The organism is Mesorhizobium sp. M0174, from assembly GCF_040322275.1.
GTDB lineage: Bacteria > Pseudomonadota > Alphaproteobacteria > Rhizobiales > Rhizobiaceae > Mesorhizobium.
On record NZ_JAMYTB010000003.1, the window covers coordinates 423,648 to 449,296 of the forward strand.

Annotated in this window: 23 protein-coding genes, 1 other RNA gene and 2 pseudogenes; 10 read left to right on the top strand and 16 right to left on the bottom strand. The window is 63.3% G+C overall.

All coding sequences use genetic code 11. The features are described 5' to 3' along the window. Positions 1-30 precede the first annotated feature (30 nt). A complete protein-coding gene (gene miaA, locus NKJ13_RS08640) occupies positions 31-999 on the bottom strand; it encodes a tRNA (adenosine(37)-N6)-dimethylallyltransferase MiaA (protein ID WP_352739966.1) in 969 nt (322 codons plus the stop codon). Between miaA and serB the strand changes: the two genes are divergently transcribed. Further along, a complete protein-coding gene (gene serB / locus NKJ13_RS08645) occupies positions 989-1,876 on the top strand; it encodes a phosphoserine phosphatase SerB (RefSeq protein WP_352739937.1) in 888 nt (295 codons plus the stop codon). The genes miaA and serB overlap by 11 nt on opposite strands. After that, positions 1,873-2,445, top strand: a complete 573-nt coding sequence (locus NKJ13_RS08650) for a GNAT family N-acetyltransferase (protein WP_352739938.1) — start codon at positions 1,873-1,875, stop codon at positions 2,443-2,445. The genes serB and NKJ13_RS08650 overlap by 4 nt, the downstream gene beginning before the upstream one ends. 46 nt (positions 2,446-2,491) lie before the next feature. Here the strand turns inward: NKJ13_RS08650 and NKJ13_RS08655 are convergent, their stop codons facing one another. The 5 genes from NKJ13_RS08655 to NKJ13_RS08675 form a co-directional block, all read right to left on the bottom strand. Beyond that, complete coding sequence (locus NKJ13_RS08655) at positions 2,492-4,009, bottom strand: DegQ family serine endoprotease (protein WP_352739940.1); 1,518 nt, start codon at positions 4,007-4,009, stop codon at positions 2,492-2,494. Positions 4,010-4,152: 143 nt separating this feature from the next. Next, a complete protein-coding gene (gene hflC, locus NKJ13_RS08660; protein ID WP_254818932.1) occupies positions 4,153-5,109 on the bottom strand; it encodes a protease modulator HflC in 957 nt (318 codons plus the stop codon). Next, on the bottom strand, positions 5,109-6,203 hold the full coding sequence (gene hflK / locus NKJ13_RS08665; protein WP_023676693.1) for an FtsH protease activity modulator HflK: 1,095 nt from the start codon (positions 6,201-6,203) through the stop codon (positions 5,109-5,111). The genes hflC and hflK overlap by 1 nt, the downstream gene beginning before the upstream one ends. Positions 6,204-6,364: 161 nt before the next feature. Then, entirely contained in the window at positions 6,365-6,883 is a 519-nt protein-coding gene (locus NKJ13_RS08670) for a dihydrofolate reductase (protein ID WP_352739942.1), read from the bottom strand. Then, positions 6,883-7,893 (bottom strand): DUF4424 domain-containing protein, encoded by a 1,011-nt coding sequence (locus NKJ13_RS08675; protein ID WP_352703561.1) that lies wholly within the window; start codon positions 7,891-7,893, stop codon positions 6,883-6,885. Before NKJ13_RS08675 ends, NKJ13_RS08670 begins: the two co-directional genes overlap by 1 nt. Positions 7,894-8,034: 141 nt before the next feature. Between NKJ13_RS08675 and cobF the strand changes: the two genes are divergently transcribed. Beyond that, positions 8,035-8,808: a precorrin-6A synthase (deacetylating) gene (gene cobF, locus NKJ13_RS08680; RefSeq protein WP_352703559.1), complete on the top strand. Its 774-nt coding sequence runs from the start codon at positions 8,035-8,037 to the stop codon at positions 8,806-8,808. 33 nt (positions 8,809-8,841) lie between these two features. On the opposite strand, the gene NKJ13_RS08685 is transcribed toward cobF, so the two are convergent. From NKJ13_RS08685 to NKJ13_RS08710, 6 genes are all read right to left on the bottom strand, one after another. Next, positions 8,842-9,183, bottom strand: a complete 342-nt coding sequence (locus NKJ13_RS08685) for a winged helix-turn-helix domain-containing protein (RefSeq protein WP_023676697.1) — start codon at positions 9,181-9,183, stop codon at positions 8,842-8,844. Between the two features lie 81 nt (positions 9,184-9,264). Beyond that, positions 9,265-10,377: a molybdenum ABC transporter ATP-binding protein gene (modC, locus tag NKJ13_RS08690; RefSeq protein WP_352739945.1), complete on the bottom strand. Its 1,113-nt coding sequence runs from the start codon at positions 10,375-10,377 to the stop codon at positions 9,265-9,267. Further along, positions 10,374-11,078, bottom strand: coding sequence for a molybdate ABC transporter permease subunit (modB, locus tag NKJ13_RS08695; protein WP_352739947.1), 705 nt, complete (start codon positions 11,076-11,078; stop codon positions 10,374-10,376). Before modB ends, modC begins: the two co-directional genes overlap by 4 nt. Positions 11,079-11,094: 16 nt before the next feature. Then, positions 11,095-11,886: a molybdate ABC transporter substrate-binding protein gene (gene modA / locus NKJ13_RS08700; protein ID WP_502899800.1), complete on the bottom strand. Its 792-nt coding sequence runs from the start codon at positions 11,884-11,886 to the stop codon at positions 11,095-11,097. Between the two features lie 280 nt (positions 11,887-12,166). Further along, entirely contained in the window at positions 12,167-12,961 is a 795-nt protein-coding gene (locus NKJ13_RS08705; RefSeq protein ID WP_352739949.1) for a thymidylate synthase, read from the bottom strand. A gap of 113 nt (positions 12,962-13,074) precedes the next feature. After that, the gene (locus NKJ13_RS08710) at positions 13,075-13,386 is read right to left on the bottom strand and encodes a DUF2853 family protein (protein ID WP_254818940.1); all 312 of its coding nucleotides are present in this window, start codon (positions 13,384-13,386) and stop codon (positions 13,075-13,077) included. Positions 13,387-13,547: 161 nt separating this feature from the next. On the opposite strand from NKJ13_RS08710, the gene ssrA reads away from it, so the two are divergent. Further along, positions 13,548-13,903, top strand: a transfer-messenger RNA (tmRNA) gene (ssrA, locus tag NKJ13_RS08715). Between the two features lie 310 nt (positions 13,904-14,213). Beyond that, positions 14,214-14,954, top strand: a complete 741-nt coding sequence (locus tag NKJ13_RS08720) for an SDR family oxidoreductase (protein ID WP_352703547.1) — start codon at positions 14,214-14,216, stop codon at positions 14,952-14,954. A gap of 72 nt (positions 14,955-15,026) precedes the next feature. On the opposite strand, the pseudogene NKJ13_RS08725 reads toward NKJ13_RS08720, so the two are convergent. Both NKJ13_RS08725 and NKJ13_RS08730 read right to left on the bottom strand, forming a co-directional pair. After that, positions 15,027-15,866, bottom strand: a pseudogene (locus NKJ13_RS08725) (LysR family transcriptional regulator); the annotation flags it as partial. A 78-nt stretch (positions 15,867-15,944) separates the two neighbouring features. Then, positions 15,945-17,151 (bottom strand): annotated as a pseudogene (locus tag NKJ13_RS08730) (multidrug effflux MFS transporter). Between the two features lie 167 nt (positions 17,152-17,318). Here NKJ13_RS08730 and NKJ13_RS08735 point away from each other — a divergent pair. The 4 genes from NKJ13_RS08735 (at position 17,319) to NKJ13_RS08750 (ending at position 19,136) form a co-directional block, all read left to right on the top strand. After that, positions 17,319-18,002 carry a TetR/AcrR family transcriptional regulator gene (locus tag NKJ13_RS08735; RefSeq protein WP_352739951.1) on the top strand — a complete coding sequence of 228 codons (684 nt, stop codon included), beginning with the start codon at positions 17,319-17,321 and terminating at the stop codon, positions 18,000-18,002. Positions 18,003-18,136: 134 nt separating this feature from the next. Further along, a complete protein-coding gene (locus NKJ13_RS08740; protein WP_254818944.1) occupies positions 18,137-18,673 on the top strand; it encodes an SspB family protein in 537 nt (178 codons plus the stop codon). A gap of 18 nt (positions 18,674-18,691) precedes the next feature. Next, a complete protein-coding gene (locus NKJ13_RS08745; RefSeq protein ID WP_352739953.1) occupies positions 18,692-18,895 on the top strand; it encodes a DUF4169 family protein in 204 nt (67 codons plus the stop codon). A gap of 19 nt (positions 18,896-18,914) precedes the next feature. Continuing rightward, a complete protein-coding gene (locus NKJ13_RS08750; RefSeq protein ID WP_254818946.1) occupies positions 18,915-19,136 on the top strand; it encodes a ribbon-helix-helix domain-containing protein in 222 nt (73 codons plus the stop codon). A gap of 3 nt (positions 19,137-19,139) precedes the next feature. Here NKJ13_RS08750 and NKJ13_RS08755 read toward each other — a convergent pair whose 3' ends face one another. Continuing rightward, positions 19,140-20,933, bottom strand: coding sequence for a chloride channel protein (locus tag NKJ13_RS08755; RefSeq protein ID WP_352739955.1), 1,794 nt, complete (start codon positions 20,931-20,933; stop codon positions 19,140-19,142). A gap of 154 nt (positions 20,934-21,087) precedes the next feature. Between NKJ13_RS08755 and NKJ13_RS08760 the strand changes: the two genes are divergently transcribed. Next, entirely contained in the window at positions 21,088-21,525 is a 438-nt protein-coding gene (locus tag NKJ13_RS08760; protein ID WP_352687624.1) for a MarR family winged helix-turn-helix transcriptional regulator, read from the top strand. Between the two features lie 11 nt (positions 21,526-21,536). Here the strand turns inward: NKJ13_RS08760 and NKJ13_RS08765 are convergent, their stop codons facing one another. Further along, positions 21,537-25,595 (bottom strand): AsmA family protein, encoded by a 4,059-nt coding sequence (locus NKJ13_RS08765; protein ID WP_352739957.1) that lies wholly within the window; start codon positions 25,593-25,595, stop codon positions 21,537-21,539. Positions 25,596-25,649 lie beyond the last annotated feature (54 nt).

Here is a 25,649-nt window from a genome sequence, read left to right on the forward strand (position 1 = left end):
AACGCGAAATGGCCCCTCGGTGTCGACTTTTCAGGTTGCGCTCGAAGGAGGGGGTGAGGGCATCGAGTCCATCCCCTCACCCGGACGCAATCTCTGCCATTCCGGGCCCAATTGGTGCCTGAACCAGGTCGTCTGCCGTTTGGCATATTGCCGCGTCGCGATCTTCGCGCGCTCGATGGCCTCGGGAAAACTGATGGCGCCGGCCAGCGCGGCCTGGAGCTCGCGAACACCGATCGCCTTCATCGCCGGCAGGTCGGGATCGAGGCCGGGCGCCGAAAGCTGCTTCACCTCGTCCAGTGCCCCCTTGTCCAGCATGCGGTCGAAGCGGGCATCGATCCGCTCCACCAGCGCCGCTCGCTCCGGCTCGATGACGAAAAAGCGCGCGCTGCTCCTGTCGATCAACGGCCGGCCACGCGCGGCCTGCCATTCCAGGATGGAACGGCCCGATGCGTCGAGCACCTCCAGCGCCCGCACGATGCGCTGGCCATCCGTCGGCTTCAGCATCATGCCGGCCGCAGAATCCTCCCGCAACAGGATGCGGTGCAATCTCACTGCGCCCTGTTCCTGGAGCTCGTAGCGCCAGCGATCGCGGATCGACTTCGGAATGTCGGGCATCTCCGAGATACCTTCCGTGAGCGCCCGGAAATAAAGCCCGGTACCTCCGACGAAAATCACTGGCCGCTCGGAGAGCGTGCCGTCGTCGATCAGCTTCGTGACATCACGCAACCAGGCGCCGGTGGAATAGGCGGTGGACGGATCGACGTGTCCATAAAGAAAGTGGGGGACGCGGGCGAGTTCGGCAGGACCAGGCCGCGCCGTCAGCACGTCGAGCACCGAATAGCCTTGCATGGAATCGGTGTTGACGATGACACCGCCATTGCGCTCGGCGAGGTCGAGTGCAAGCGCCGACTTGCCGCTGGCGGTCGGCCCGGCTATCAGGATCGCGTTCTTCACGCGGCCTTCGCCCGCCTGTCCGCTGGAATTTTCGATGCCGCTGATCGCCACGCTTCTATCCCATCCCGCCGGCCGCGCATTGACGCCGACGCTAGCGAATATGGCCTCGCGGTCGGTCGGCGCAAGCGCTGTTCGCTGGCTGGCCGAAGACATCGCCTGCGAGCTCGACTTGCCGGAGACCGCCGACGCTTCCGAAATAACGGCACGCCTGCATGCCGCGCTTGCTTCCGAACCGATCGACGTGGCCGTCCAGCCGGCTGAGAACAGGCGCAAGAAGATCCTGATCGCCGACATGGATTCGACGATGATCGACCAGGAATGCATCGACGAGCTTGCCGACGAGATCGGCGTCAAGGATCGTGTCGCCGCCATCACCGCGCGATCGATGAACGGCGAGATCGCATTCGAGCCGGCCTTGCGCGAGCGCGTGGCGCTGCTCAAGGGTCTCGATGCCGCAATCATCGACCGCATCATCGACAATCGCCTGACGCTTGCCTCCGGCGGCCGCACGCTCGTCCAGACGATGGCGGCCAGCGGCGCCTGGACGGCGCTGATCTCCGGTGGTTTCGACATCTTCACCACCCGCATCGCAGGATTGCTCGGCTTTCACGAAAATCGCGCCAACCGCCTGATCGAGCAGGATCGCCGCTTCACCGGCTTGGTCGCCGAACCGATCCTCGGCCGCGCCGCCAAGGCCGAAGCCCTTATCGAGATTTCCGCCCGCCTCGGCCTGACACCTGCCGATGCCATTGCCGTCGGCGATGGCGCCAACGATCTCGACATGATCCGTCTTGCCGGCATCGGCGTCGCCTTGCATGCCAAGCCGGCCGTGGCATCCGAGGCAAAGATCCGCATCGACCACGGCGACCTCACCGCCTTGCTTTATCTGCAGGGTTATCGCCGGGAGGAATTTGTCGAATGACGCCGATCCGCACCGAGCGCCTAATCCTGCGCAACTGGGAAGATGGTGACCGCGAGCTCTTCCATCGCATCAATTCCGACGAGTTGGTCATGGAATTCTTTCCGTTTCGCCGCGACCGCGCCCAGGCTGACGCCAAGATGGAGGAATTGCGCGCGGCTATCGATCGCGACGGCTTCGGCTTCGCGGCCGCTGAGATCGCAGCCACAGGTGAATGCATCGGCTTTGTCGGCATAACCCGAACCGATCATTTGCCCTTCCTGCCGCCCGGCACGATCGAGATCGGCTGGCGGCTGGCACCCGAATTCTGGGGCCGCTTCTATGTCACCGAAGCAGCCGAAGCCTGGCTCACCTACGGCTTTGAAAGACTTGGCCTCGACGAAATCGTGTCCTTCGCAGTCAAGGATAACAGCCGGTCCACTGCCGTCATGGGGCGCCTGGGCATGATCGCCGACCCCGCCTCCGACTTCAACTATCCAGGTGTTCCGGACAACCACACCGCACTCAGGCGACATGTCTTCTACAGGCTGTCACGCACAGACTGGCAGGCAAGAAAAAGAGCGGCCCGCTAGCCGCCCTTTTCCTTTCAACATCAGAGTGTTGCAGGCTCTTCCGGACTCAATCCATCCGGATTGTCACAAACCTCAGCTCGCCGGTCTTCGACGCCAGCATCAAAAGCGCGTTCTTGCGCCCCTGCTCCTTCAGCGCGCCGATCCGGTCCATGACGTCCTTGGGCGTTGCGACCGATTCCTGCGCGATCTCGGTGATCACCTCGCCCGGCTGGATGCCGCGTTCGGCCGCCGCCGAATCCTTTGAGACGTCGGTCACGACGACGCCGGAGATGTCGGCGGCGATGCCGAATTTCGTGCGCGTCTCGTCGTTGAGCTCGCCGATCGTCATGCCGAGCACGGAAGCCGTCGAAACCGCAGGCGCCTTGTCGGCGTCGTCCTGGTCGGTGTTGCCGTTTTCACCGCCGCTGGCGAGCTTTTCGCCGTCTTCGAGCCGGCCGAGCGTCACCTTGACCATCTGCTCGACCCCTTTGCGCACGATGATTACGTCGACCGCCTTGCCGACTGGGCTCTCCGCCACGACGCGAGGCAGGTCGCGCATTTCATGGATGTCCTTGCCGTCGAACTTGATGATGACGTCGCCGGCCTGGATGGTGCCGTTGTCGACCGGCCCGCCCTTGATGACGCCGGCGACCAGCGCGCCCTTGGCGGTCGCCATGCCCAGGCTCTCGGCAATGTCGTCGGTCACCGGCTGGATGCGCACGCCAAGCCAGCCGCGCCGCGTCTCGCCGAACTGGCGAAGCTGGTCGACGACGCCCGAGGCAAGCTGCGACGGGATCGAGAAGCCGATGCCGATCGAGCCGCCCGACGGCGAGATGATTGCCGTGTTGATGCCGATGACCTCGCCGCTGCTGTTGAACAGCGGTCCACCTGAATTGCCGCGGTTGATCGCGGCATCGGTCTGGATGAAGTCGTCATACGGGCCCGAATTGATGTCGCGATTGCGCGCCGAGACGATGCCGACCGTCACCGTGCCGCCGAGACCGAACGGATTGCCGATCGCCATTACCCAGTCGCCGACACGCATCTTGTTGGAATCGCCAAACTTCACAGCCGTCAGCTTGTGCCCTTTCGGATCGACCTTCAGCACCGCGACGTCGGTCTTGGTGTCGGTGCCGACCAGCGTCGCCTTGAGCGTCACCCCATCGGAGAAATTCACCTCGATGTCGTCGGCATCGGCAATGACGTGGTTGTTGGTCACCACGATGCCCTGCTCGGCGTCGACCACGAAGCCGGAGCCCAGCGACTGCACCTTTTGCCCGCCGCCGCCCTTCTCGCCGCCACGGTTCTTGAAGAAATCGTCGAAGAAGTCCTGGAAGGGCGAGCCTTCCGGCAGCTGCGGCATCGGCACTGCGCCCGGCCCCTCAGTGCCTTTAACAGTCTGCGACGTCGAGATGTTGACCACGGCGCCAAGCAGGCCGGCGGCGAGATCGGCAACCGAGGGCGGCCCGTCGGCTGCCATCGTCGGCGCCACGAACGAGGGAACGGCAACGGCGCCGACCAGAAGCGCGGCGGCCCCGGCGATGAACGTCCGCCTCGCTGCACGCAGAAGGGTGGTGGATGTCATCGAAAGGCCTCCGGGCGTTCTGAAAAAACCGCTTCGGCAAAAATGCCGGTCCGCGTCATGTTGGCAAGAAATAAGGCACGTTTGCGGCTATGGCTACGGCCAGAGGATAAATCCTCCGTTACGCCGCCGCCCCTGCACCGGCCCTACTGGCCGGTGCTTGGCTGTGCCGCCGGTGCGGCGGGAGCGGCAGGCGGTGGTGCCGCCGGTGCCGCAGGCGTTTCCTTGCTGTTCGGGTCGCGGAAAAAGCGGAAGAACTCGGAATTCGGCGACAGCACCATCGTCGTTCCGGTACTGTTCAGCGCCGTGCCATAGGCATTCATCGACCGATAGAAATCGAAGAAGGCCGGATCGCGCTGATAGGCACCGGCAAACGTGGCACTGCGCTGGGCTTCACCTTCACCACGCAGGATTTCAGACTCTTTTTGCGCTTCGGCGACGATTTCCACCACTTCGCGGTCGGCGCGAGCCCTGATCCGCTGCGCTGCCTCGTTGCCGCGCGCTCTCAGCCGCTCGGCTTCAGCGAGACGTTCGGCCTTCATGCGGTCGAAGGTCTGCTGCGAAACTTCGGCCGTGAGATCGGTGCGGCGGATGCGGACATCCTCGATCTGCAGGCCAAGCGAGGTGGCATCGGGCCTCAGCTGATCGCGCACCTCGCGCATCATCACGGCGCGCTCTTCCGAGAGCGCCGCCTCGAAGTCTCGCAGGCCATAGACGCGGCGCAAGGCGGCGTCGAGACGCGTCCTCAGCCGGGCCTCGGCCAGTTCGATCTGGCCGGAGACCGCGGCGCGGAACACACGCGGGTCCGAGATACGATAGGCGATAAAGGCATCGACCTCATAGAACTTGCCGCCCGAAACCTGGACACGGATGTTGTCGAGGTCGAAGCGCAGCACCCTGTTTTCGATCAGCTGCACGGTGTCGGCATCGAAGAAGGAGAATGGCGCCTTGAAATAGATGCCCGGCTGGTTCTTGACGTCGACGATTTCGCCGAACCTGAGCACCAGCGCCTGCTGGCGCGCATTGACGACGAAGACCGACGAATAGAGCAGGAACAGGATGACCGCGGCGATGACCGCAATGACGGGAAGACGGTTGGCCATCACTGGTTTCCTCCGGTGGCCGGTGCCGGCGCCTTCTGCTGCAATGCCGGCAGCGGCAGGTAGGGAACCACCCCTTGCCCATTGCCCTGCTCGACGATGACCTTGCTCGAATCCTTCAGCACCCTCTCCATCGTCTCCAGGTAGAGCCGCTTGCGCGTCACTTCCGGCGCCTTTGCATATTCGTCATAGACCGAGATGAAGCGCTGCGCCTCGCCTTCGGCCTCCTGCACGACCCGGTTCTTGTAGGCGGCCGCGTCTTCCCGGATCTGCGCGGCCGCACCGCGCGCCTGCCCGAGCTTCTGATTGGAATACTGATTGGCCTGCTCGACGAACTTGTCCTCGTCCTGTTCGGCCCGCTGCACCTCGTCGAACGCGTCTGCCACCTCGCGCGGCGGCGCGGCGTCCTCGATCGAAATTGCGTTGACGTTGAGGCCGGCCTTGTAGCCGTCCAGCGTCGTCTGGATGATCTCACGCACCGACGCCGCAATGCCTTGCCGGTCGTCGCGGAAAATGTCCTGCGCCGGGCGCCGGCCGACCGCTTCGCGCATCGCGCTTTCGGCGACCTGCTGCAGCATGCCGTCCGGGTCGGACACGTCGAACAGATAGGCCTTAGGGTCGGAGACCTGATAGGCCACAGAGAACTGCACATTGACGATGTTCTGGTCGCCGGAAAGCATCAGGCCATTGCCGCTGGAACTGCCGCCGCCGATGCTGACAAGCTGCTCGGCGATGTTGGCGGTCTCGACCGTTTCAATGGGCCACCAATGGAAATGCAGGCCAGGCTGCGAGAGCTCCGCCTTCGGCTTGCCGAACCTGAGCTCGACCGCAACTTCGTCGGGCTGCACGGTGTAGACCGCCTTGAACGCCCATAGCACCACCAGCGCCGCGGCAATCAGCCCGAACACGGCCGGGCTCGCGCCACCGCCGCCCGGCAGCGCGCGCCGCAACCTGTCCTGCCCGCGCCGAATGATATCCTCGAGATCGGGAGGCGAGCCCTGCGGGCCGCTGGGTCCCTTGGGTCCCTGACCCCAAGGCCCCTGATTGTTGCCGCCGCCCCACGGGCCGCCGCCGCCGCTCTTGTCGTTCCAGGGCATGAATGTCCTTTCGCTTGGAATTCCCTCAAGCGCCGGCTCACCGGCGCAAAATCCAATATTATTCTTCTATAGGGATGCGACGGCACGCTTTCAACGCGATCGGCTGCCGCCACTGTCCGCCTTTTGGGTCCATTTAAACCTGTCGCGACGCTTTGTCGTCTTCAATGCACGTCGCGGCGCCGCCCGTAAACCGAATAGCGTGTCGCATGGCTGTCCTTTTCGCCAGCCGCCACGTCTTGCGAGCGGACGATCCGCCACAGCGCCGGATCGATCGGCGGGAAATGGGCATCGCCGTCGACCGCGGCTAGAACATGGGTCACGTGCAGCCGATCAGCCAACGGCAGCGCCTGAGCGTAGATCTCCCCGCCGCCGATGACGCAGATCTCGTCGGCGCCGGCCATGCAGCGCCCGCGCACCGTCGCCAGCGCGATCGCGTCCTCGATCGAATGCGCGACTTCGACGCCCTCGGCGCGCCATGCCCTGTCTCGTGTCACCACGATGTTGAGCCTGCCCGGCAATGGCCGGCCGATGCCTTCATAGGTCTTGCGACCCATGATGATGGGCTTGCCCATCGTATCGGCCTTGAACCGCTTGAGATCGGTGGAAAGCCGCCACGGCAACCCACCCTCGCGCCCGATCACGCCGTTCTCGGCGATGGCGACATAAATCGCGAGATCCATCAGCCGCCGTTCCCGCCATCGGATGGCTCCAGCAGCAATATGTCGATGTCGTGCTCGGGGTAGAAGTTCTGCGCCTTCATCTCGAACGTCGTCGGTCCGATCTTCCTGACGTTTTCGCCGCAAAACGAGACCAGGTTCTTCGGATCGCCCTTGTCGACGGTCAGCTTGAACGTACCGATGTTTCCCGAGGCCCAGTTGCCGCCCGTGGTCAGGATATAGGCGATGCGGTTCTCGAAATATTTGGGATAGCCGTCGGGATCGTCCTTGGCTGCCTTGCGCACGGCATTCTCGAAGGCATCGTCCATGCAGTAGCGTGTCTTGTAGGCGGCATACTGGCCCTGGAACTGGCCGTCATAGAAGAAGCTGACCGAGGAGGTGCCGCCGACGCTCGGCTTGTAGCGATGCGAGACATGGACCGCCCTGTTGGCCGGAAAGGTCGAGCGCCACCAATAGGTCGAGCGCAATTGCCAGAACGGCGTATAGACGGTCTTCATGCCCGAACCGTCGTCGGCGGTGTCCTCGATGATGATGCCGCGATTGACCCAGTCGTCGGTGACCGCTTGCGGCAGCTTTGCCAGCGCTGCCTTGGCCGCATCGCCGAACGGATAGAACGGCACGCCCTGCGCCTTCAGGTCAGCGCCGATGTCGATGCCGAGCGCGAACACCTTCTGCTCGAGCTGCGGCTTTGCCGGCACCCCGTCGATCGTCACTTCGAAGCCGAGGAAATTGTCGCTCTGCGCCTCCGGAATTGCCGGTATTTCTTCGGGGTCGCCTTCGATGTCGGGCATCGGAAAGGCGACGATCGCATTGACATCCTTGTCGGTGTTGTTGCGGAAGACGTAGTCGACCGTCACCTTTTCCGGCGAGATGTAGAGATCCTCGCTTTCCATCGCCACCGCATCGCTGCGCGAAAGGATCAGCCCACCAGTGCCGAGTTCGGCGACCGAATCATTGGCGAGCGCAGGCGTAGCCGAGAGCGCCAAGGCTGCGGTCAAGACGTAACGGAACATGGAAACTCCCCCGGCGAGAATGCCAACAGGACTCTAGCTGTTCAATGTGGCGTTTCAAAGCCTTTCGGCAAATGCGCCGGCGCCTGCCGGCATGTCGTGTCGGTCTAGACACGCCGGTTCCGATCGGGCAGGAGTTCGCCCATGCGCAAGCTTCTCGTCATCGGCATCGGCGCCGGCAATCCGGAGCACATGACGGTCCAGGCCATCAACGGCCTCAATCGGGCCGACGTGCTGTTCATTCCCGACAAGGGCGCCAAGAAGAGCGACCTCGCCGAATTGCGCCACCAGATCTGCGACCGCTTCGTCACTAATCCGAACTCCCGCCGTGTCGAATTCGAGTTGCCGGTGCGCGCCGAACCGGCGCCTTCCTACCGCTCGACCGTCGACGACTGGCACGAAGCGATCGCCGTGATCTACGAAGGCCTGATCCGCGACGAACTCCCCGAAGATGGCTGCGGCGCCTTCCTGATCTGGGGCGATCCATCGCTCTACGACAGCGCGCTGCGCATCCTGGATCGCGTGCGCCTCAGAGGCAATATCGCGTTCGAGCTGGAGGTCATCCCTGGCATCACCGCCATCCAGGCACTCGCCGCCAGTCACAAAATGGCATTGAACCGAATCGGCGACGCCATTTTGATCACCACCGGCCGCCGGCTCACCGAGGAAGGTCTGCCCGAAAACGCCGGCAGCACCATCGTCATGCTGGACGGCAAATGCGCCTTCAACACGCTGGACGACAAGGACGTCACCGTCCACTGGGGCGCCTACCTCGGCACCCCCGACGAGATCGTCATCTCGGGCCGGATTGGCGACGTCGGCGACAAGATCGTGAGCACCTGTGAGGAGGCCCGCCGGAAAAAAGGCTGGATCATGGACACCTATCTGCTGCGCAAGCCGGGCGAGCCGGAGGAGTAGCAGGGATCGAGCGCGGCATGAATTCCGCCGAGTTCACGCTGCGTCGATCTCGGCCTGCAGCGCCTCCATATGCGCCGCCGCTGCTGAAGACGCAGCCCGCTCGATGGCGCGGAAGCGGCTGACCACAGCAAGCCCGACCGACGTCAACTGGGCGCCACCGCCTTTTTTGCCGCCCGTCTGTGCCGCAACCAGCGGCTTACCGAACACCCGGTTCATGTCTTCGACCAGATCCCATGCGTGCTTGTAGGACATCTCCATGCCGCGCGCCGCGGCGGAAATCGAGCCGAAGGCGGCGATCTGTTCCAGAAGCTCGATCTTGCCCGGCCCGATGCGGCCATCCGGATCGAGATTTATCCGCAAACTCAGCGACGGCATTTGCTCCTCCGCGGTCACGCTATTCTACAAGTTCTGCGGCGATACCGCTATTCCCAAACGATATAGCGAATCATCGGCCGTTCACCCATCCGCCTCGGCCGGCAAGCCGGCGCCGGTATTCGCCCGGTCGAAGCTCACCGTCTTGACCACGGCGAAGACCTGTCGACCAAGCCGAAGCCCCAGCGTCTGCCGCGACTGTTCGGTGATGCGGGCAAGCACAGTTGCGCCATTGCAGTCGAGGCCAATCTCGACCGTAGGCCCTTCGCCCGGCTCTATCGCCACGATCGTGCCCGGCAGTATGTTGAGCGCGCTGAGGCCAACCGGCTGCTCGGTGGCGATCATCACGTCGCGGGCTCGGATGCGGACGCGCACCGGCGCACCGACTGGCGTTGCCAGAAGCGGCACCCGGATCTCGCCCGCCAATGAGCCTAGCACCGTCATGCCAAAGGCTTCGTCGTGGCGCAGAACCGCGGTATCCAGCACGGCACCGCCCTCGCCGCGCTCTTCGGCCGGCAATAGATCCAGACGCTGCATGATCGCTCCGGTCGGACCGGAAGCAGCGACCTTGCCTTGCATCAGCACCACGACGTCACTCGCCAACCGCGCCACTTCGGCGATCGAGTGGCTGACATAGACGATCGGAATTTTCGTCTCGTCGCGTAGCCGCTCGATATAAGGCAAGATCTCGGCCTTGCGCGCCTCGTCGAGCGACGCCAGCGGCTCGTCCATCAGCAGCAATTTCGGACTGGCAAGCAGCGCCCGGCCGATTGCCACGCGCTGCTTCTCGCCACCGGAGAGTTTTGCCGGCCGCCGGTCGAGCAGATGACCGATGCCGAGCAGTTCGACCACGCCATCGATATCCGCGTAGCGCTCGGCAGCCGGCGTGAACCAACGGCCATAGCGCAGATTGCTCCCCACGCTCATATGCGGAAACAGCCGCGCATCCTGGAACACCATGCCGATCCGCCGTTTGTGTTTCGGCACGAACACGCCGGCGTCGCTATCGACCAGCACGCGACCCTCGGCCGCGACACGGCCTTTGTCGGGGCGGATCAGCCCGGCAATCAAATTGATGAGCGTCGTCTTTCCGGAACCGGAAGGCCCGAACAGCGCAGTCAGCCGCCCGGCGCTCTCGAAGCGGGCATTGACGGCGAAATCGCCAAGCCGGTGGCTGATGTCGACCTGAACCGTCATTCGATGTCCATCCGCCGGCCGACACGCCGCGCCAGCACTTCCGAGGCCACGAGTGCCGCCATCGATATGACGATCGAGATCAGTGTCAGCCTGAGCGCGCCGGCGTCGCCGCCGGGAACCTGCGTGAAAGTGTAGATCGCCGACGGCAGCGTCTGCGTCTCGTTCGGGATGTTGGAGACGAAGGTGATCGTCGCGCCGAATTCGCCCATCGCCTTGGCGAAGGAGAGAATCGCACCGGCGATCAGGCCGGGCAGGATAAGCGGCAGGGTGATCGTGCCGAATACCCATAGCGGATTAGCGCCGAGCGTGCCGGCGGCCGCCTCGATTTTGCGGTCGACGGCCTCGATCGACAGCCGGATCGCCCTCACCATCAGCGGAAAACCCATCACGCCGCAGGCGAGCGCGGCGCCCGTCCAGCGAAAGGAAAAAACGATGCCGAAATGCTCGGCCAGGAAAGCCCCGGCCGGACCGCTCTTGCCGAAAGTCAAAAGCAGCAAATAGCCGGTCACCACCGGCGGCAGGATCAGCGGCAGATGCACCAGACCATTGAGCAGCGTCTTGCCCCAGAACTGGCCGCGGGCGAGCACAAGGGCGATTGCTACGCCCGGCGGCAGGCTGGCGATCATCGCCACGGTCGCCACCTTGATCGACAGCCGGACCGCGTTCCATTCGTCGGGAGTAAGATCCAGCAGCCAGTTCATGCGTCAGCGCGTTGCCCTAATTGCTCGGCGCGAGCACGGTAAAACCTTGCGCCTTAAAGAGTTCGCCAGCCTTGGCGGATTGCAGGCATTTTAGGAATGCCGGGGCATCCTTGCCCTTCGAATCCGCAAGCTGGGCGACTGGATAGATGATCGGCGGATGGGTACCCGCGGGGAACGTGCCGACCACCTTCACGCCAGGCTCCGCATGCGCATCCGTGGCGTAGACGATGCCGAGTGCTGCCTCGCCGGTCGACACCAGTTTTAGAGCGGCGCGGACATTCTCGGCCTGCGCCACCTTGCCTTTGACGGAAGACCAGACACCGAGCGATTCGAGGGCTGCCTTGCCGTATTTGCCGGCAGGCACCGCCTTGACATCGCCCATGGCAAGTTTGCCGTCACCGACGAGCCCGGCAAGAGCGAACCCCTTTTCAATCCTGGTCTCGACCTTGGAATCCCGCGGCGCGACCAGCACAATCTGGTTACCGAGCAGTTTCACTTCGGTTTCGGGCTTGGTCAGCTTCCTGTCGGAAAGATATTTCATCCAGTCGAGATCGGCCGAGATGAACACGTCTGCCGGCGCGCCGCTTTCGATCTGCCTGGCCAGCGCCGAGCTCGCCGCGTAGGAAATGGTTGCCACCTCGCCGACGTCGGCCTCGCAGGCCTTGTTGACGGCGTCGAGCCCTTCCTTGAGGCTCGCCGCGGCAAACACGACCACCTTGTCATCGGCATAGGCCGCCGGCACCACGACCATCAGCATGGCGGCGAGACCGACTTTGGCAATCGTCGTCGAACCCTTGCGCGTCAGCATGAAACTCTCCTCGTCCCGGATCGCCCGAAGCCGTCTATCGATATATCCATGTGAACATAACAAGGAAAGGTTCTTTACCGGCCGCGGTCTTCTGGGCTGAGGTTTTCCTGGCCTGCGATAATCTTCGTCGGATACAGCGGTATCGAGGCCGAAGGAAATATTGCATAAAACAGCGACCAGGGATTGCGTCAGGTCGACGTCGGCGAGCAAGTCGAATGCTGACAACGCCCAAGGGCGTAGCCGCAGTAGGCAATTTCGATATGGACGGTCAGCTATAGTGCTAGACCGCGATCGGCGCCTTGATCGTCGCGTCGGCGAAATAGTTGTCGAGCCGGAAATCCTCGAAGCGGAAAGCAAAGAGATCCTTCACCTCGGGGTTTATCCATAGCGTCGGCAACGCCTTGGGCGTGCGCCGCAATTGCTCGCGCGCCTGCTCGAAATGGTTCGAGTAAAGATGCGCATCGCCGAGCGTGTGGATGAAATCGCCGGGTTTCAATCCGGTCACCTGCGCCACCATCAGCGTCAGCAACGCATAGGAAGCGATGTTGAACGGCACACCGAGAAAAATATCGCCCGAACGCTGGTAGAGCTGGCAGGAAAGCTTGCCTTCCGAAACATAGAACTGGAACAGGCAGTGGCAGGGCGGCAACGCCATGGCCTCCACCTCGGCCGGGTTCCACGCCGAAACGATCAGCCGCCGCGAATTAGGATTTTTGCGTATCTCCTTCAGAAGATTCGCAATCTGGTCGATGGCGCCGCCATGGCCGTCCGGCCACGACCGCCACTGTTTGCCATAGACCGGGCCAAGATCGCCGTTCTCGTCGGCCCACTCATCCCAGATCGAGACGCCGTGATCGTTGAGATATTTGATGTTGGTGTCGCCGGCCAGGAACCACAAAAGCTCGTGGATAATCGACTTCAGGTGCAGCTTCTTGGTGGTGGTGACCGGAAAGCCGCGGGCCAGGTCGAAGCGCATCTGGTAGCCGAATACCGAGCGCGTTCCGGTGCCGGTACGGTCGCCGCGATCAGCGCCGTTTTCCAGCACATGCTTCAGAAGATCGAGATACTGGCGCATCGGCTCCGGTCCGATTCGGGTTGTCAGCCACCATAGCCGAATGACCGTCGGCCGAACACAGCAAAGCGAGACGATTCCAGCAGAAGCCTCACCAGCATCAGCGGCGAGGTTGCTCAGAGCGAGCCGAGCATGCCCAGATCCCTGGCGACAAGGTAATAGAACGTCACCCGGCTCTTGCTGTTGTCGGCCGCCATCGCCTTGCAGGCCTTTTCGATAGCCGCATCTGCCTTGGCGCCGTCGGTGACGCCGAGCTTGCCGGCGACCCAGCTGTTCCTGACGCGCTTCAGTTCCTCCGGGTCGGTGCAGGACACCAGCGAGGAATCGCGGTTCCTGAGCGCGATGCCCAGATGTTTGACGATCTTGGCGACCGCGTCGGCATCCGCCGCCGCATCATATTTCTTTACGTCTGCAAGATAATCGGCCATCGAATTTCCCCTCGTCGGCGCCACGGGATCCGGTTGATGAGGATTGTGGCGCGCTGCCGCAAGTATGCGCTAGGTCTCCTCACCGCCACAAAGCTTCGGTTGAGACCGGCTGCAAGTCAACCCTTCATGATCCACTTTGGCACCGACGAAAGTGGCATTCCGGCCTTTCATTTTCCACCGCCAGTCCCTATATTCGCTTCGTCGGCTCGACCGACTATGGCGATAAACAGGCGATGAAATAAGCCGTTCGGACCCGGGGGCGGTACCCGGCGCCTCCACCAAAAACCGCTGCTCAGGAGCGGCTTTTGCTGGGGGCGAAATAGGATCGACGAAGGTGTAAAGATCGTACTTTTGCCCGGCATTGTACCACCGTTATCGGGCTAAACTTATAGTTGCCAACGACAACTATGCGGAAGCACGTCTCGCCGCGTAAGCGGTGCGATAGCTTCAATTCAAGCCCTAGTGGTTCGCACTTCTAGGCGGGGTTCGGAGGTACCTGGCAACAGAAACCTCCATTTCTCCCTTTTTTGATATGCGCAGCTGCAGGTTGGCCGGCGGCTTTTTTATGCGCCCTGACAGACCCAAGGCGCCGCGGCGTTTATACCAATCCCTGGCTGACCGCATCGATCGCACCGGCGAATGTTTCATCAACGTCTCAGGCTGAGGCGTCTCAGGCTGAGGCGAAAGCCCAAGGGCTTGCCATTATCGGAATCTCCGATGGCAGCATTCGTATCTTCCCGTTTCCCTTCTCTCATGCCTTTGCGGGACAAGGCCTCAGGTTCTCGCCGCGTGTGGTCATGCCCGGCGAGCTACCTGATGGAGACAAGATGAACCAGGAAACCACACCAAAACACGAACGCATCCTGATCGTTGGCGGCAGTTCCGGCATGGGGCTTTCGCTGGCCGAACAGCGGCTTGCCGCCGGCGCTGAGGTTACGATCGTCGGCCGCTCCCAGGACCGGTTGTCGGCCGCACGGCAGCGCTTGCCTCACCCGGAAAGGCTGAGGACGATCGCAGCCGACGTCACAAGCGAGGACGAGGTCCGACGCCTGTTCCAGGATGTCGGTACGCTCGACCACATCGTCTCGACCGCCGCCGACGTCACCGGCGTCTATGTATTGCTTCCCGAGATGGACATCTCGTTGGCGCGGAAAGTGATGGATTCCAAGGTCGTCGGACCGCTTCTTCTTGCCAAACATGGCGCGCCTCGTCTGACGCCCAGGGGATCGATCACGCTGACCTCGGGCATCGCAGCCTATCGTCCGGCGGCGAAAGGTTCGGTGGTGGCAGCCGTTAATGGGGCCCTTGGCTCACTCGCCTACGCGCTTGCCGTCGAACTGGCGCCGATCCGCGTCAACGTCGTCTCGCCGGGCTGGGTCGACACGCCGATTTGGGATGCCGTCGCCGGCAGCGGAAAGACGGCTGCGCTGGACGGCATGGCAAAGCGCCTGCTCGTCGGCCGGATCGGGCAGGCAGCCGACATTGCCCACGCCATCACGTCCCTGATGCATAACGGCTTCATCACCGCAACGGTGCTTCATGTCGATGGTGGCCAGCGGCTGGTCTAGCAATGGCCAAATTTCGCGAACCATTGCGAGGAACAGCCGCAACACCGGCGCTTGAATGCGCCGGTGGCGCCATACCATGGTGACCGGCGTCACCGGGCTGCTTCCGACCCAAGGCAACACGACGATATTGGCATCGGCCGCGGAAGCCACGAGACGAGGAACCAGCGCGCATCCAAGGCCGGCTGCAACAAGGCCCCGTATCGCACCCATGCTGGCGAACTCGCCGACGAGTTTTGGACGGTCAGGCAATGTTGCCGCAAACGTTTCGTCGAACACCCGCCTATAGACGCAACCGGGCTGGGTGACGAGGAAGGCTTCGTCAGCCAGGTCGTCGGACCTTATGGCAGTATATCCGGCCAACCGGTGATTTGCCGGCATTATGACGACGAGCTCTTCCTCGGCTATCTGCTCGCTTCGCAGCTCCGGCGCCGCCGCCGGGACGGCTCCGAAATGGAACGATACGTTCAGCGCCCCGCTTGTCACGCCGGCACGCAACCCACTGCTATCGTTCGCCCTGAGGTCCAGTTCCACATCGGGATGGCGCCGATGGAATTCCCCCAGCAAAGCCGGCAAGCGTGTCGAGCAAAGCGTCTCCAGGCCGCCGACCGTCAGGCGACCGGCAACCGTACCGCTCGCGTCGGCGACAGCGGAACGGGCTTCGTCCGCAAGGTCGAGGAGATCGTTTGCGTAGTCCAGCAGGCGCTGTCCTGCCGTCGTCAGCTTCAAGCCACGCCGTGACCTGTCGAACAGCGACGTGCCCAGATCGGCTTCCAGCGCCTGGATCTGTTCGGTCACGCTCGATTGGGCAAGATGAACCCGCTCGGAGGCGCGCGTGATGTTCAAGGTGGTGGCGACCGCCACGAAGGTCTTGAGATGTCTAAGCTGCATGTCTTGAACCCGTCGTATAGGCATAGGCTGCTTTGAACCGGGACCGCAAACGTGAGGAAGGCCGGGAACATCGCCCGGCCTTTTTGTCTCGATAGGTGAAGCTTACTCCGCCGGCGCTTCCGCAACGTCCCGGCTGCGGCCGAGTGTTATCTTGGCCAGTGTGAAGGAGATCGCCGCGCACAGCGTGATGCCCGCCACCATCGGCAGCGGCGTGCCGTCGAAAAACACGCCGGCGACGCCCATTGCGACCGCGCCGATGGCGAAGTGCAGCGTGCCCATCAGCGCCGAAGCGGTGCCGGCGATCTCGCCATGCTCTTCCATGGCCAGCACCGACGTTGTCGGGATGACCAGGCCGAGAAAGCCGTAGCCGATGAACAGCAGCGCCGCCATTACGTCGAGCCCGGTCGACACCCGATGCCATCACCGCGAACAGCACCACCATCGTTGTCGCATAGCCGGTCACCGCGACGCGCACCACGCGCTGCAGCCCGAACCGCTCCGATAGCAACCCGGTCAGCTGCGACATGCCGATGAAGGCAACCGCATTGATCGAGAAGAACACGCTGTAAACCGAAGGCGACAGGCCATAATGGTCGATCAGGATGAAGGACGAGCTCGACAGATAGACGAAGAAGCTCGCAATGCCGAAGCCGGCGATGGCCGTCAGGCCAAGGAAGTTGCGGTCGCCCATCAGGAAGCGGTAGCCGGAAAGTGCCGTCCCGAAGGACGAACCGGCGCGCTCTTCGACCGGCCGCGTCTCCTTGAGAGAGGTCGCCAGCAGGATGGTGGCGAGCACGGCCGCGCCCGTCACCGTCCAGAACACGGCGCGCCAGCCGAAGTTCTCGATGATCTGGCTACCGGTCAGCGGCGCCAGGATCGGCGACACCGAAAACACCAGCATCAGCAGCGACATCAACTTGGCGGCCTCGGTGCCGGTATGCAGGTCGCGCACGATCGCGCGCGGCACGGCCATGCCGGCGCTGGCCCCGAGCCCTTGCAGGAAGCGGAAGGCGATCAGCCATTCGATCGAGGGAGCCAGCGCCGAGCCGACGCCGCCGACCATGAACAGCGCCAGGCCGCCGTAGAGCGGCAGCTTGCGGCCGACCATGTCGGAGATCGGTCCGACGACGATCTGGCCGAAGCCCATGGAAAGAAAGAAGATCAGCAGGCTCATCTGCACCGCGGCAGTGCCGGCATGCAGATCCTCGCCTATTGACGGCAGGGCCGGAAGATACATGTCGATGGCAAACGGACCGATCGCGGACAATAGGCCGAGCACGACCGCAATGCGGAGGAATTTGGCGTTCATGATAGCAGGCTCTTTCGAATTCTGGTTGCCGCCGAGGACCGGCGCGTAACCCTAGGACGTTCCATCCCGTGGAGTTCCGACTCTTCTGCGGAACGAAACTCCCTTCGTGCAGTCCACAAATTTAGACAGGCTTGTCTAATTCGTCAACCACCTCTATATAGTTTTGCATGAAGGCCAACGTTTCTCCTGACATTTTCCCGCCGCGGGGCCATGAGGCCAAGCGGATGTCGATTGTCGATGCCGCCACCTCGGTCTTCTGCCGCGAAAGCTTCGCCGGTGCCAATATCGACATGATTGCCGCCGAGGCCGGCGTCTCCCGCCAGACCATCTACAATCATCACGGCGACAAGGAAAAACTCTTCGTTGCCATCGTCCGCGACCTCACCGAACGTTGCAACGCCGGCATCTTTGCCACGGTTTCCACTTTTCCCGATCAGCCGAAGGATCTCGAGGCCGACCTCATCGCCTTTGCTGTGCGCATGAATCACAACTGCATCTGCAATCGCGACGGCAAATTCCTGCGCAAGCTGATCCAGACCGAGGGCGGGCGCTATCCCGAGTTGTTCGCCGAATGGCGCGAAGAAGGACCGGGCAGGACATGGCCGGCGATCGCCGCCCGCTTCGCCCGCCTCGCTCATGCCGGCTTCCTTGATATCGACGATCCCGACGTCGCAGCGCGCCAGTTCATGGCGCTTGCCAATGCCGAGTTGCAGACGACGTTCATGCTCGGCGGCACACCGACCGAGGACGAGGTGGTGCAGTCGGCGACAAATGGCGTGCGCACCTTCCTGCGCGCCTTCCGCAAGCGGCAGCCTGTGGCTCGTAAACAGGGCGCGCTCGCCAGCGCTTGACGATCAAAGCCGTTTGACGATCAAATCGTCGCCGATGGGCTTCGCTTCCGCACGCAGGCGATCTATATCCGGTTTACGCCGCGCTCAAGCTTGATTACAGCTATCAGGACGATTCAACGGAACCCGACAGCCACATGGCCGACGACCACATCCGCTACGACATTCTGGCCCAGGAGGCGTTGCGCGGCGTCATGCGCAAAGTCCTGGCCGAGGTCGCGCGCACCGGTCTCCCGGGCAACCATCACTTCTTCATCACCTTTCTCACCGGCGCGCCGGGCGTGCGCGTGTCGTCGCGGCTGCGCGAGCGCTATCCCGAACAGATGACCATCGTCATCCAGTTCCAGTATTGGGACCTGAAGGTGAGCGACACGGGCTTCGAAGTCGGGTTGTCGTTTTCCGACGTGCCGGAGAAACTGGAAATCCCGTTCTCGGCAGTGCGCGGCTTTTACGATCCATCCGTCAACTTCGAGCTCGAATTCGACGTCAAGACCGATACCCCGGCGGAACAGGAGACAAAGGCCAAGCCTGCTCCCGAGCCGCTGGCCATCGTCGCCGAGAAAAAGCCTGAGACGAAGAAGAAAAACGCTGAGGTGGAAAAGAAGCCTGCCGCGGCCGACGCCGGTGCCAAGGGCGCCGACGTGGTGTCGCTCGACGCCTTCCGCAAGAAATGACCCGACGGGCGGCGTGACATGGCCGAGATCGTCAATCTCCGTCAGGCACGCAAGCAGAAGGCGCGAACCGAGAAGGAGCGCCTGGCCGAGCAGAACCGGGCGCTGCATGGCCGTTCCAAAACCAGCCGGGATCGCGACCGCCTGATCGCCGACAAGGCCGATAAGTTCGTCGCCGGCCATCGCCGCGAAAAATCGGGCGATTCGGACAAATCCGATGCTTGAATGTGAATAGGATCGTCGCGTGAGCCCGGTCGAAAAGCGCTCGGTCACGATTCGCGGCCACCGCACCAGCTATTCGCTCGAAAAGCCTTTTTACGACGACCTGATCGCTATTGCGGCCGTGCGAAAACTGACGCTCGCCGCGCTTGTCGCCGAAATCGACGAGAGCCGCCCGCGCGATGCGAACCTCTCCTCGGCGCTCAGGCTCTATGTGCTGGATTGGGCCAAGCGCGGCAAGTTTTAGCCTTCAGGCAACGCTATCCTGTTTCCTGCGCCGGATACGGAAGCCCAGCAAAGCCGAGCGGTCGCGTTCTTCGGCCTGTTTCTTCGATCTGACGCGCATCAGGTCCTTCCAGCCGACATAGCCCACCAGCCGGGCATTTTCTCGTGTGACGACCGGCAAATGGGACACGTTCGCCATCAGCAGCTTGTCGGAGAGACCCTCGAGATACTCATCCGGATAGGCCAGCGTGACCTTGCTGCCGGCCAGCAGTTCGCCAAGCGTCGTCGTGCGGTGCTTGCCGGTGCGTCTCCAGCGCAGGATCGCCGGCGGGTCGATGACGCCAAGCACGTGGCGCTCTTCATCGACGACCGGAAAGCTCGGATGTCGTGTCTCCGGCGCCGTCAGGAACGCTGCCGCGCCGTGCAGCGTCATTGTCGCCGGCACACTCTCGACGTCGCTGGTCATCACCTCGCGCACCCTGGTCAGGGCGAACGGATCGACACGGTATTCGCGAACCATGTGATGCCCTCGCCGTGCGATTTTTTCGGTGAGGATCGAACGCTTCATCAACAGCACGGTCACCGCGTGCGCAGTGGCAGTTGCCGCGATCAGCGGCACCAGGACATGGGTGTTGCCGGTCAGTTCGACCGCAAAGAAGGTGGCGGTCAGCGGCGCACGCATGGTGCCGCCCATCGTCGCCGCCATCGCCAGCAGCGCCCAGAAGCCCGGATCGGCGGCCGGTAGGAAGCCGGCGAGGACCGCGCCCATCGCCCCGCCCATGATCAGCAGCGGCGCCAGCACACCTCCCGACGTTCCCGAGCCGAGTGCGACCGACCAGATGATCGCCTTCACCACCAACAGGGTGAGCGCAGCGGTCGCTATGGTGCGGCCATCCAGCATGTCGGCGATATTGTCATAGCCGACGCCGAGCGCCTGCGGCTCGATCAGCCCGCCAATGCCGACCACCAGGCCGCCGAGCATCGGCCACCACATCCAGTGGATGGGCAGCTTCTGGAAACCGTCCTCGCAGGCATAGACCATCTGGGTCAGCAACCCCGATAGCAGCCCGGCTGCCATGCCGACCAGCACCCAGCCGGCAAGGGCTGGAAATGAAACCTCCATGCCGCCCTGAAACGGGAAGATCGGCCCCGGCAGGTGCAGCATGGTGCGCTCGACCTCGGCAATAACCGCGGCGACCGCTACGGGAATGAAGCTGCGCGGCGTCCATTCGAAGAGCAGCAATTCCACCGCAAGCATGATGGCAGCGATCGGTGTTCCGAACACGGTGGTCATGCCGGCCGCCGCACCCGCCACCAGCAGCGTCTTGCGTTCATTGTCGCCGACCGGCAGCATCTGCGCGATTAGCGAGCCGATGGCGCCGCCGGTCATGATGATAGGCCCTTCCGCGCCGAATGGCCCACCGGTGCCGATCGAGACTGCCGACGACAACGGCTTCAGGATTGCCACCTTGGCGTCGAGCCGCGAGCGTCCGAGCAGGATCGCCTCGATGGCTTCGGGAATGCCATGGCCGCGAATCTTGTCGCTTCCGAAGCGAGCCATCACACCGATGATCAATGCCCCGATGACCGGAACAAATACCGAGGCATAGCCAAACGGCGTATCCTGCAGTTTCAGGTCGGCGAGCGTGAACTGGCCAAAATAGGCGATGTTCGTGGCAAGCCGGATCAGCTTCAAAAGGGCAATGCCGGCAAACAGCCCCACCGTCGCCACCACCACCGCTATGCCGGCAATGAGCAGCACCCGGGCATCGGTGGTAAAATCCCGCAGATGGCCCGGGTTGGCGTGATCGGACTTCATTTGCAAACCTTGCTTTCTGACGGCGTGCCGACTTGCGGATGGGTCGCCGGCCGTGCCACCGATGATGGCGGGCACGAGCCATGTTGGTGCGTTCTGTATCGTAACACGATATAAATGTTCAAGGCCCGTTTGCGGCTTTGTCGGAAAGGATTCGATGGCAGACACTTCGAAGCCACAAAAGCGCGGCGCAACGATCGGGCCGGCCGATTACCAGAGGCTGTCCGAATTTCGTTACCTGATCCGCCGCTTTCTCGAATTCAGCCAAATCCAGGCGCAGGAAGCCGGCCTGACACCACGCCAGCATCAGGCCCTGCTTGCGATCAAAGGGTTTCCCGGCGGAGGGCCGGTGACCATTGGCGACCTCGCGGAGCGCCTGCGCATCCGCCATCACAGCGCAGTGGAATTGGTCAACCGTCTTTGCGAAGCCGGGCTCGTCGCGAGGGAGCACGACGAGGAGGACCACCGCCGCGTGCTGCTGCGGCTGACCGAGCGCGCCGACGACAGTCTCGCCGATCTGTCAGCCGCTCATCTCGACGAACTCGGGCGGATCGAGCCGATGCTGAAGCGCTTGCTTGCTGGACCCGATATATAAAGGATACGCCGTCACCCGCCATTCAGCGATTTTAGCAGATCGTCGATCGACGAGGGATCGAACTTGAGCTTTGGCGGGGGCTGCACTGGCGGTGGCACGTTATTTGCGGCCGGTGGCGCCCGTTCCGCTCGCTCCGCCGCGGCCTTGCGTTCGGCGTCGAGCCTTGCCTTCTCTTCCGAGGCGATCCGCAACGCCTCTTCCGCCCTTTGGCGTTGCTGTTCTTCGGCCTGCGCGGCTTCCTCGGCAGCCTGTTGCGCCGCCTTGGCTTTGGCTTCAGCATCCGCTTTGGCCTTTGCAGCCGCCTCGGCTTTCGCCCTCGCCTCGGCTTCGGCCTTCGCTGCTGCATCCGCCTTCGCCTTGGCTTCGGCCTGCGCCCTGGCCTCCGCTTCGGCTTGGGCCTGCGCCTCGGCTTCGGCCTTTGCCCTGGCGTCCGCTTCAGCCTTCGCCTTGGCTTCAGCCTGCGCCCTCGCCTCCGCTTCGGCTTGGGCCTGAGCCTCGGCTTCGGCCTTTGCCCTGGCGTCGGCCTCAGCCTTCAGCCGCGCCGCTTCCTCCTCCTGCTTGCGCCGTTCCGCCGCCGCTCTTTCACGCTCGGTTTGCAAGGCAGCGTAGTAGCGCACCTCACGCCGCAGCCTTTGTTTCTCGAGCAGTGCGGCTTGCATGGCTTCGACTCGCTGCTGCTCCTTTTCCAGCGCACGCTGGGTCAGGAACTGGGCCAGCGGCTCGCTGTCGAACTGCCGTTTGGTGGCGCCGAACGGACCGTCGACGCTGAAATTCAAAATCGGTTCGGAGCCGACCAGCGCCTCATCGCCGGGTCGATAGGCGATCTCGCCCTTGGCATCGACGGTGCTGGTGTTCAGATCGGCGGTGATGTCGGCGGACAGCGTCGCGCCCGGGCTTTCCAATTTGACCGGCGGTGCTCTCAGCGTGCCGCCGGCGATGGTGAAGGCAATATCGGTGTCCTGCGCCGGAAAACTGCCCGCCGCGGCGATCTGCGGCACAAAACCGGCAGTCTTCGATGCGTCGATATCGCGCCCGATCGGGTCGGCCTTGGCAATAAGTGCGCCAAAGGCATCGGGATTAAAGCCGGCAATGGTCATACCCTTCAGCGTCGCCGTGCCGGAACCGGACAGCGCCGCGACCATCGCGTCGACCGATTTGCCGCTGGTCGAAAGCGCCGTCGAGAAATCGCCGCTTCCGCTGATGCCGGCCTCCGGCAGCACAGCTGTCAAATCGGAGCCGGCGAGTTTCATCTGACCGGAGAAAAGCCCGGTGCCGTCATTGTTCTTGAGCTCGAACAGGCCACTCAACTCGCCCCCGAGGAATTTTGCCTTGAGGTCGGAAACACGGATGCCCTCCTGGTCGAGCTGCAGCGAAAGCGCAGCGTCATAGGCGGTGGCAAGCGGGCCGGCGGCAAGCGACGCCGCCGTCAGATCGAGATCGGCGGTAAATGGCAGACTGGATTTCTGGCTGAACGGTGCCGTCGGCCAGGTCCTGTCATTGACAAGGAAAGCCTGGTCGCCGAACAGCATCACCGCCATCGGATCGAGGTCCAGTTCGTCCAGCGACAGCGCGCCGGCAAGATGCGGCAGCCCCTCTTTGATGTCGATATTTACGTCACCGGAAACCGCCGCTTCGTTGACGGCGCCGCTGAGTCCGCTCAGCACCAGGAGACCATTGCCGTAGTCGGCATCGGCAGCAAGCGACGTCGACATGCCGGTCTCCATGCCGGGCAGGCCGACGCCGGTCGTCATCAGCCATGGCGAGATGTCGGCCGTTTCAAGGCTGACCTTGCCCTTGGCGGCCGCGCCCTGAGGCGTGTCGGCAATTGTCCCGTCGAAACCAGCTTTGAAGTCATTGCCGGCCAGGCTGAATCGTGTCGCCAGGCCGCCGCCAAGCGTGCCTTTGGCCGAGACGTCGGTGGTCGCCTCGCCGAGCATGCCGAGCGGCAGTGCCGGCAGACCGTAAAGCGCCAGAAGCGCGGTGGCGTCGGCGTTCCTTGCGTTGAAGGTCAGCGTCACCGGCGCTTCGAGAGGCCGGTCGAGCGCCCCTTTGCCGGACAACGACGCCGAAAAGGCCGAGCCACCGGCCTTGCCCTGTGCGCTCATGGCCAGTCCGGTCGTACCATCGCCATTGTCTGCGGCACTCGTGACCGCGTCGATACGCGCATCCTGGAACAGCTCGGGATAGGCAGCAGCGCGCTCCGCCAGCCACTTCAGCACCGCATTGTCTGGATAATGCTGGACGGCGACGTCGATCAGCGGCTTGAGGTCGACGGCGACCACCGAGGCGTCGAGCTTGCCGGTCGGGCTCGCCGGGAAATCCTTGATCCGGCCGGTGGCGCTGATCGAGGCGCCGGCAAGTCCGCCGACCGACAGGCGGTCGATCTCAAGCAGCCCCTCACGCAATCTAAGTGAAGTATCGACGCTATCGGCGGTCAAGCCGCCGGCGCTGACCGGCCCGGCCTTGATTTGGAAATCGAGGTCGCGATCGGAAAAGCGGTTGGCGCCCTTGTCGCTGACGAAGATCGAGGCGAAGGCAGCGAGCCCATCGACGTCGAGTTCGCCACCTTCGAGTTGCATCAGCACCGATGGACGGGTTTCGTCGGGCTGGTTGGAATCGATGCGGCCGGAGAACTTCGCCTTGCCGAGGATGAGTTCGAGATCGCTGAAGGCCTGGTGTTTTTCGCTCAAATCCACCTTGGCCTTGAAGCCGGCGGCCGGCAAACGGCGGATCGCCTCGTCGACGTCCTTCGACAGCCAGGCGGCAAAGCCGGAGGGCTGCGCCACCGCCAGAAGCAGCGATCCGGTGAAACCGAAATGGTCCTCGACGCTGACCATGCCATTGGCTTCCAGCTTGGCGCGACCGGGCAGCGTGGCGGCCAGCGATTTTACCGCCCAGCCGCCTTCGGCCGGCTCGGCGGACAGATGCACGTCGCGAACCGTGGTGTCGCCTGCGACCACCGCCGGCAGTTTCACCTCGACCGTGCCCGGTATGGTCGGCTTCGGCAGATCGAGCAGCGCCTCCTCGAGCGCCGCCACCCGTTCGGACAGCGTCAATCCGGCCCCGGCCGCCGCCCCGACGGCCTCGTCGAACTGCACCTGCGCGCCATTGGCCTCGATAGAGAAATGCGGCTTCAGCCCAAGGTCGACCGCAGCCTTGCCGTCGGCGGTGTAGGGATTGTCGAGCGGCCCGGTCTCGAAGCGGAATTCGTCGACGCCGAGCTTCTGGTGGTCGAGCGAAAACTTGCCGTTCAGCCTGAAGCCCGGGTCCGGTTTGCCGGCGCTGACCTTCAGCGCCTCGCCGCCGGTGCCGCGCGGCCGCGCCGCGGTTCGGTCTGCGCCCGATATCTTGAACTGGCCCGAATAGACGGCGGCGCCCTCAACGAGGCCCACATTGCCGTCGGTCTCGATGACCAGCGGATAGGCATCCGGATCGGCCTTGAGCCTGAGCCGCATTTGCCCGTCCGGTTCGGCCTTGCCGGTGGAAGCGGCGATCGTGGTCCGCAACCCGTCCAGCAACAGTGAGCCGTCCAGCCTCCAGGGGCCGGCCAGCGACTTGGCCGAGATCGTTGAGTTGATCTCGGAAATAAGATGGCTGCGCCCGCCGGCGGCGTGGCTGAGCGCGATCTGTCCTTCCGTCACCGTCAGCTTCTCGATGGAAATCTGACCGGGATCGAAGGGCGAGGATGGCCGTATAGTCCAGTCGACCGTGCCGTCGGCGGCGATGTCGATCGTCGCCTTCGGCCGCACCAGCCGCATGTCGAAGATTAGCACTTCACCGCGCAGGAATGGCGCGAGTTCTGCATCCATCGAAAAGGTTTCGACGGTCATCGCCGGCTGGCCGTTGGGGCCACCGGCAACGGCGACATTCGAGAACGTCACCGAGGGGAACGGCAGCAGCCTCGCCGTCGCATCGCCTTGCACGGTCACCTTGCGACCGAGGACGGCACTGGCCTCGCGCTCGAAATCGGCACGGTAACCCGTCCAGTCGACAAAGTACGGCACCACCAGCGCCGCACACAGCACCAGCACAAGAAGCCCACCGAAGATCACGAACAGGCGTGCGAGCATCAGCTCCTGGATAGTTTTGGTTGAAAGTCAGTGGCACTCTACCCGCATCAGCGT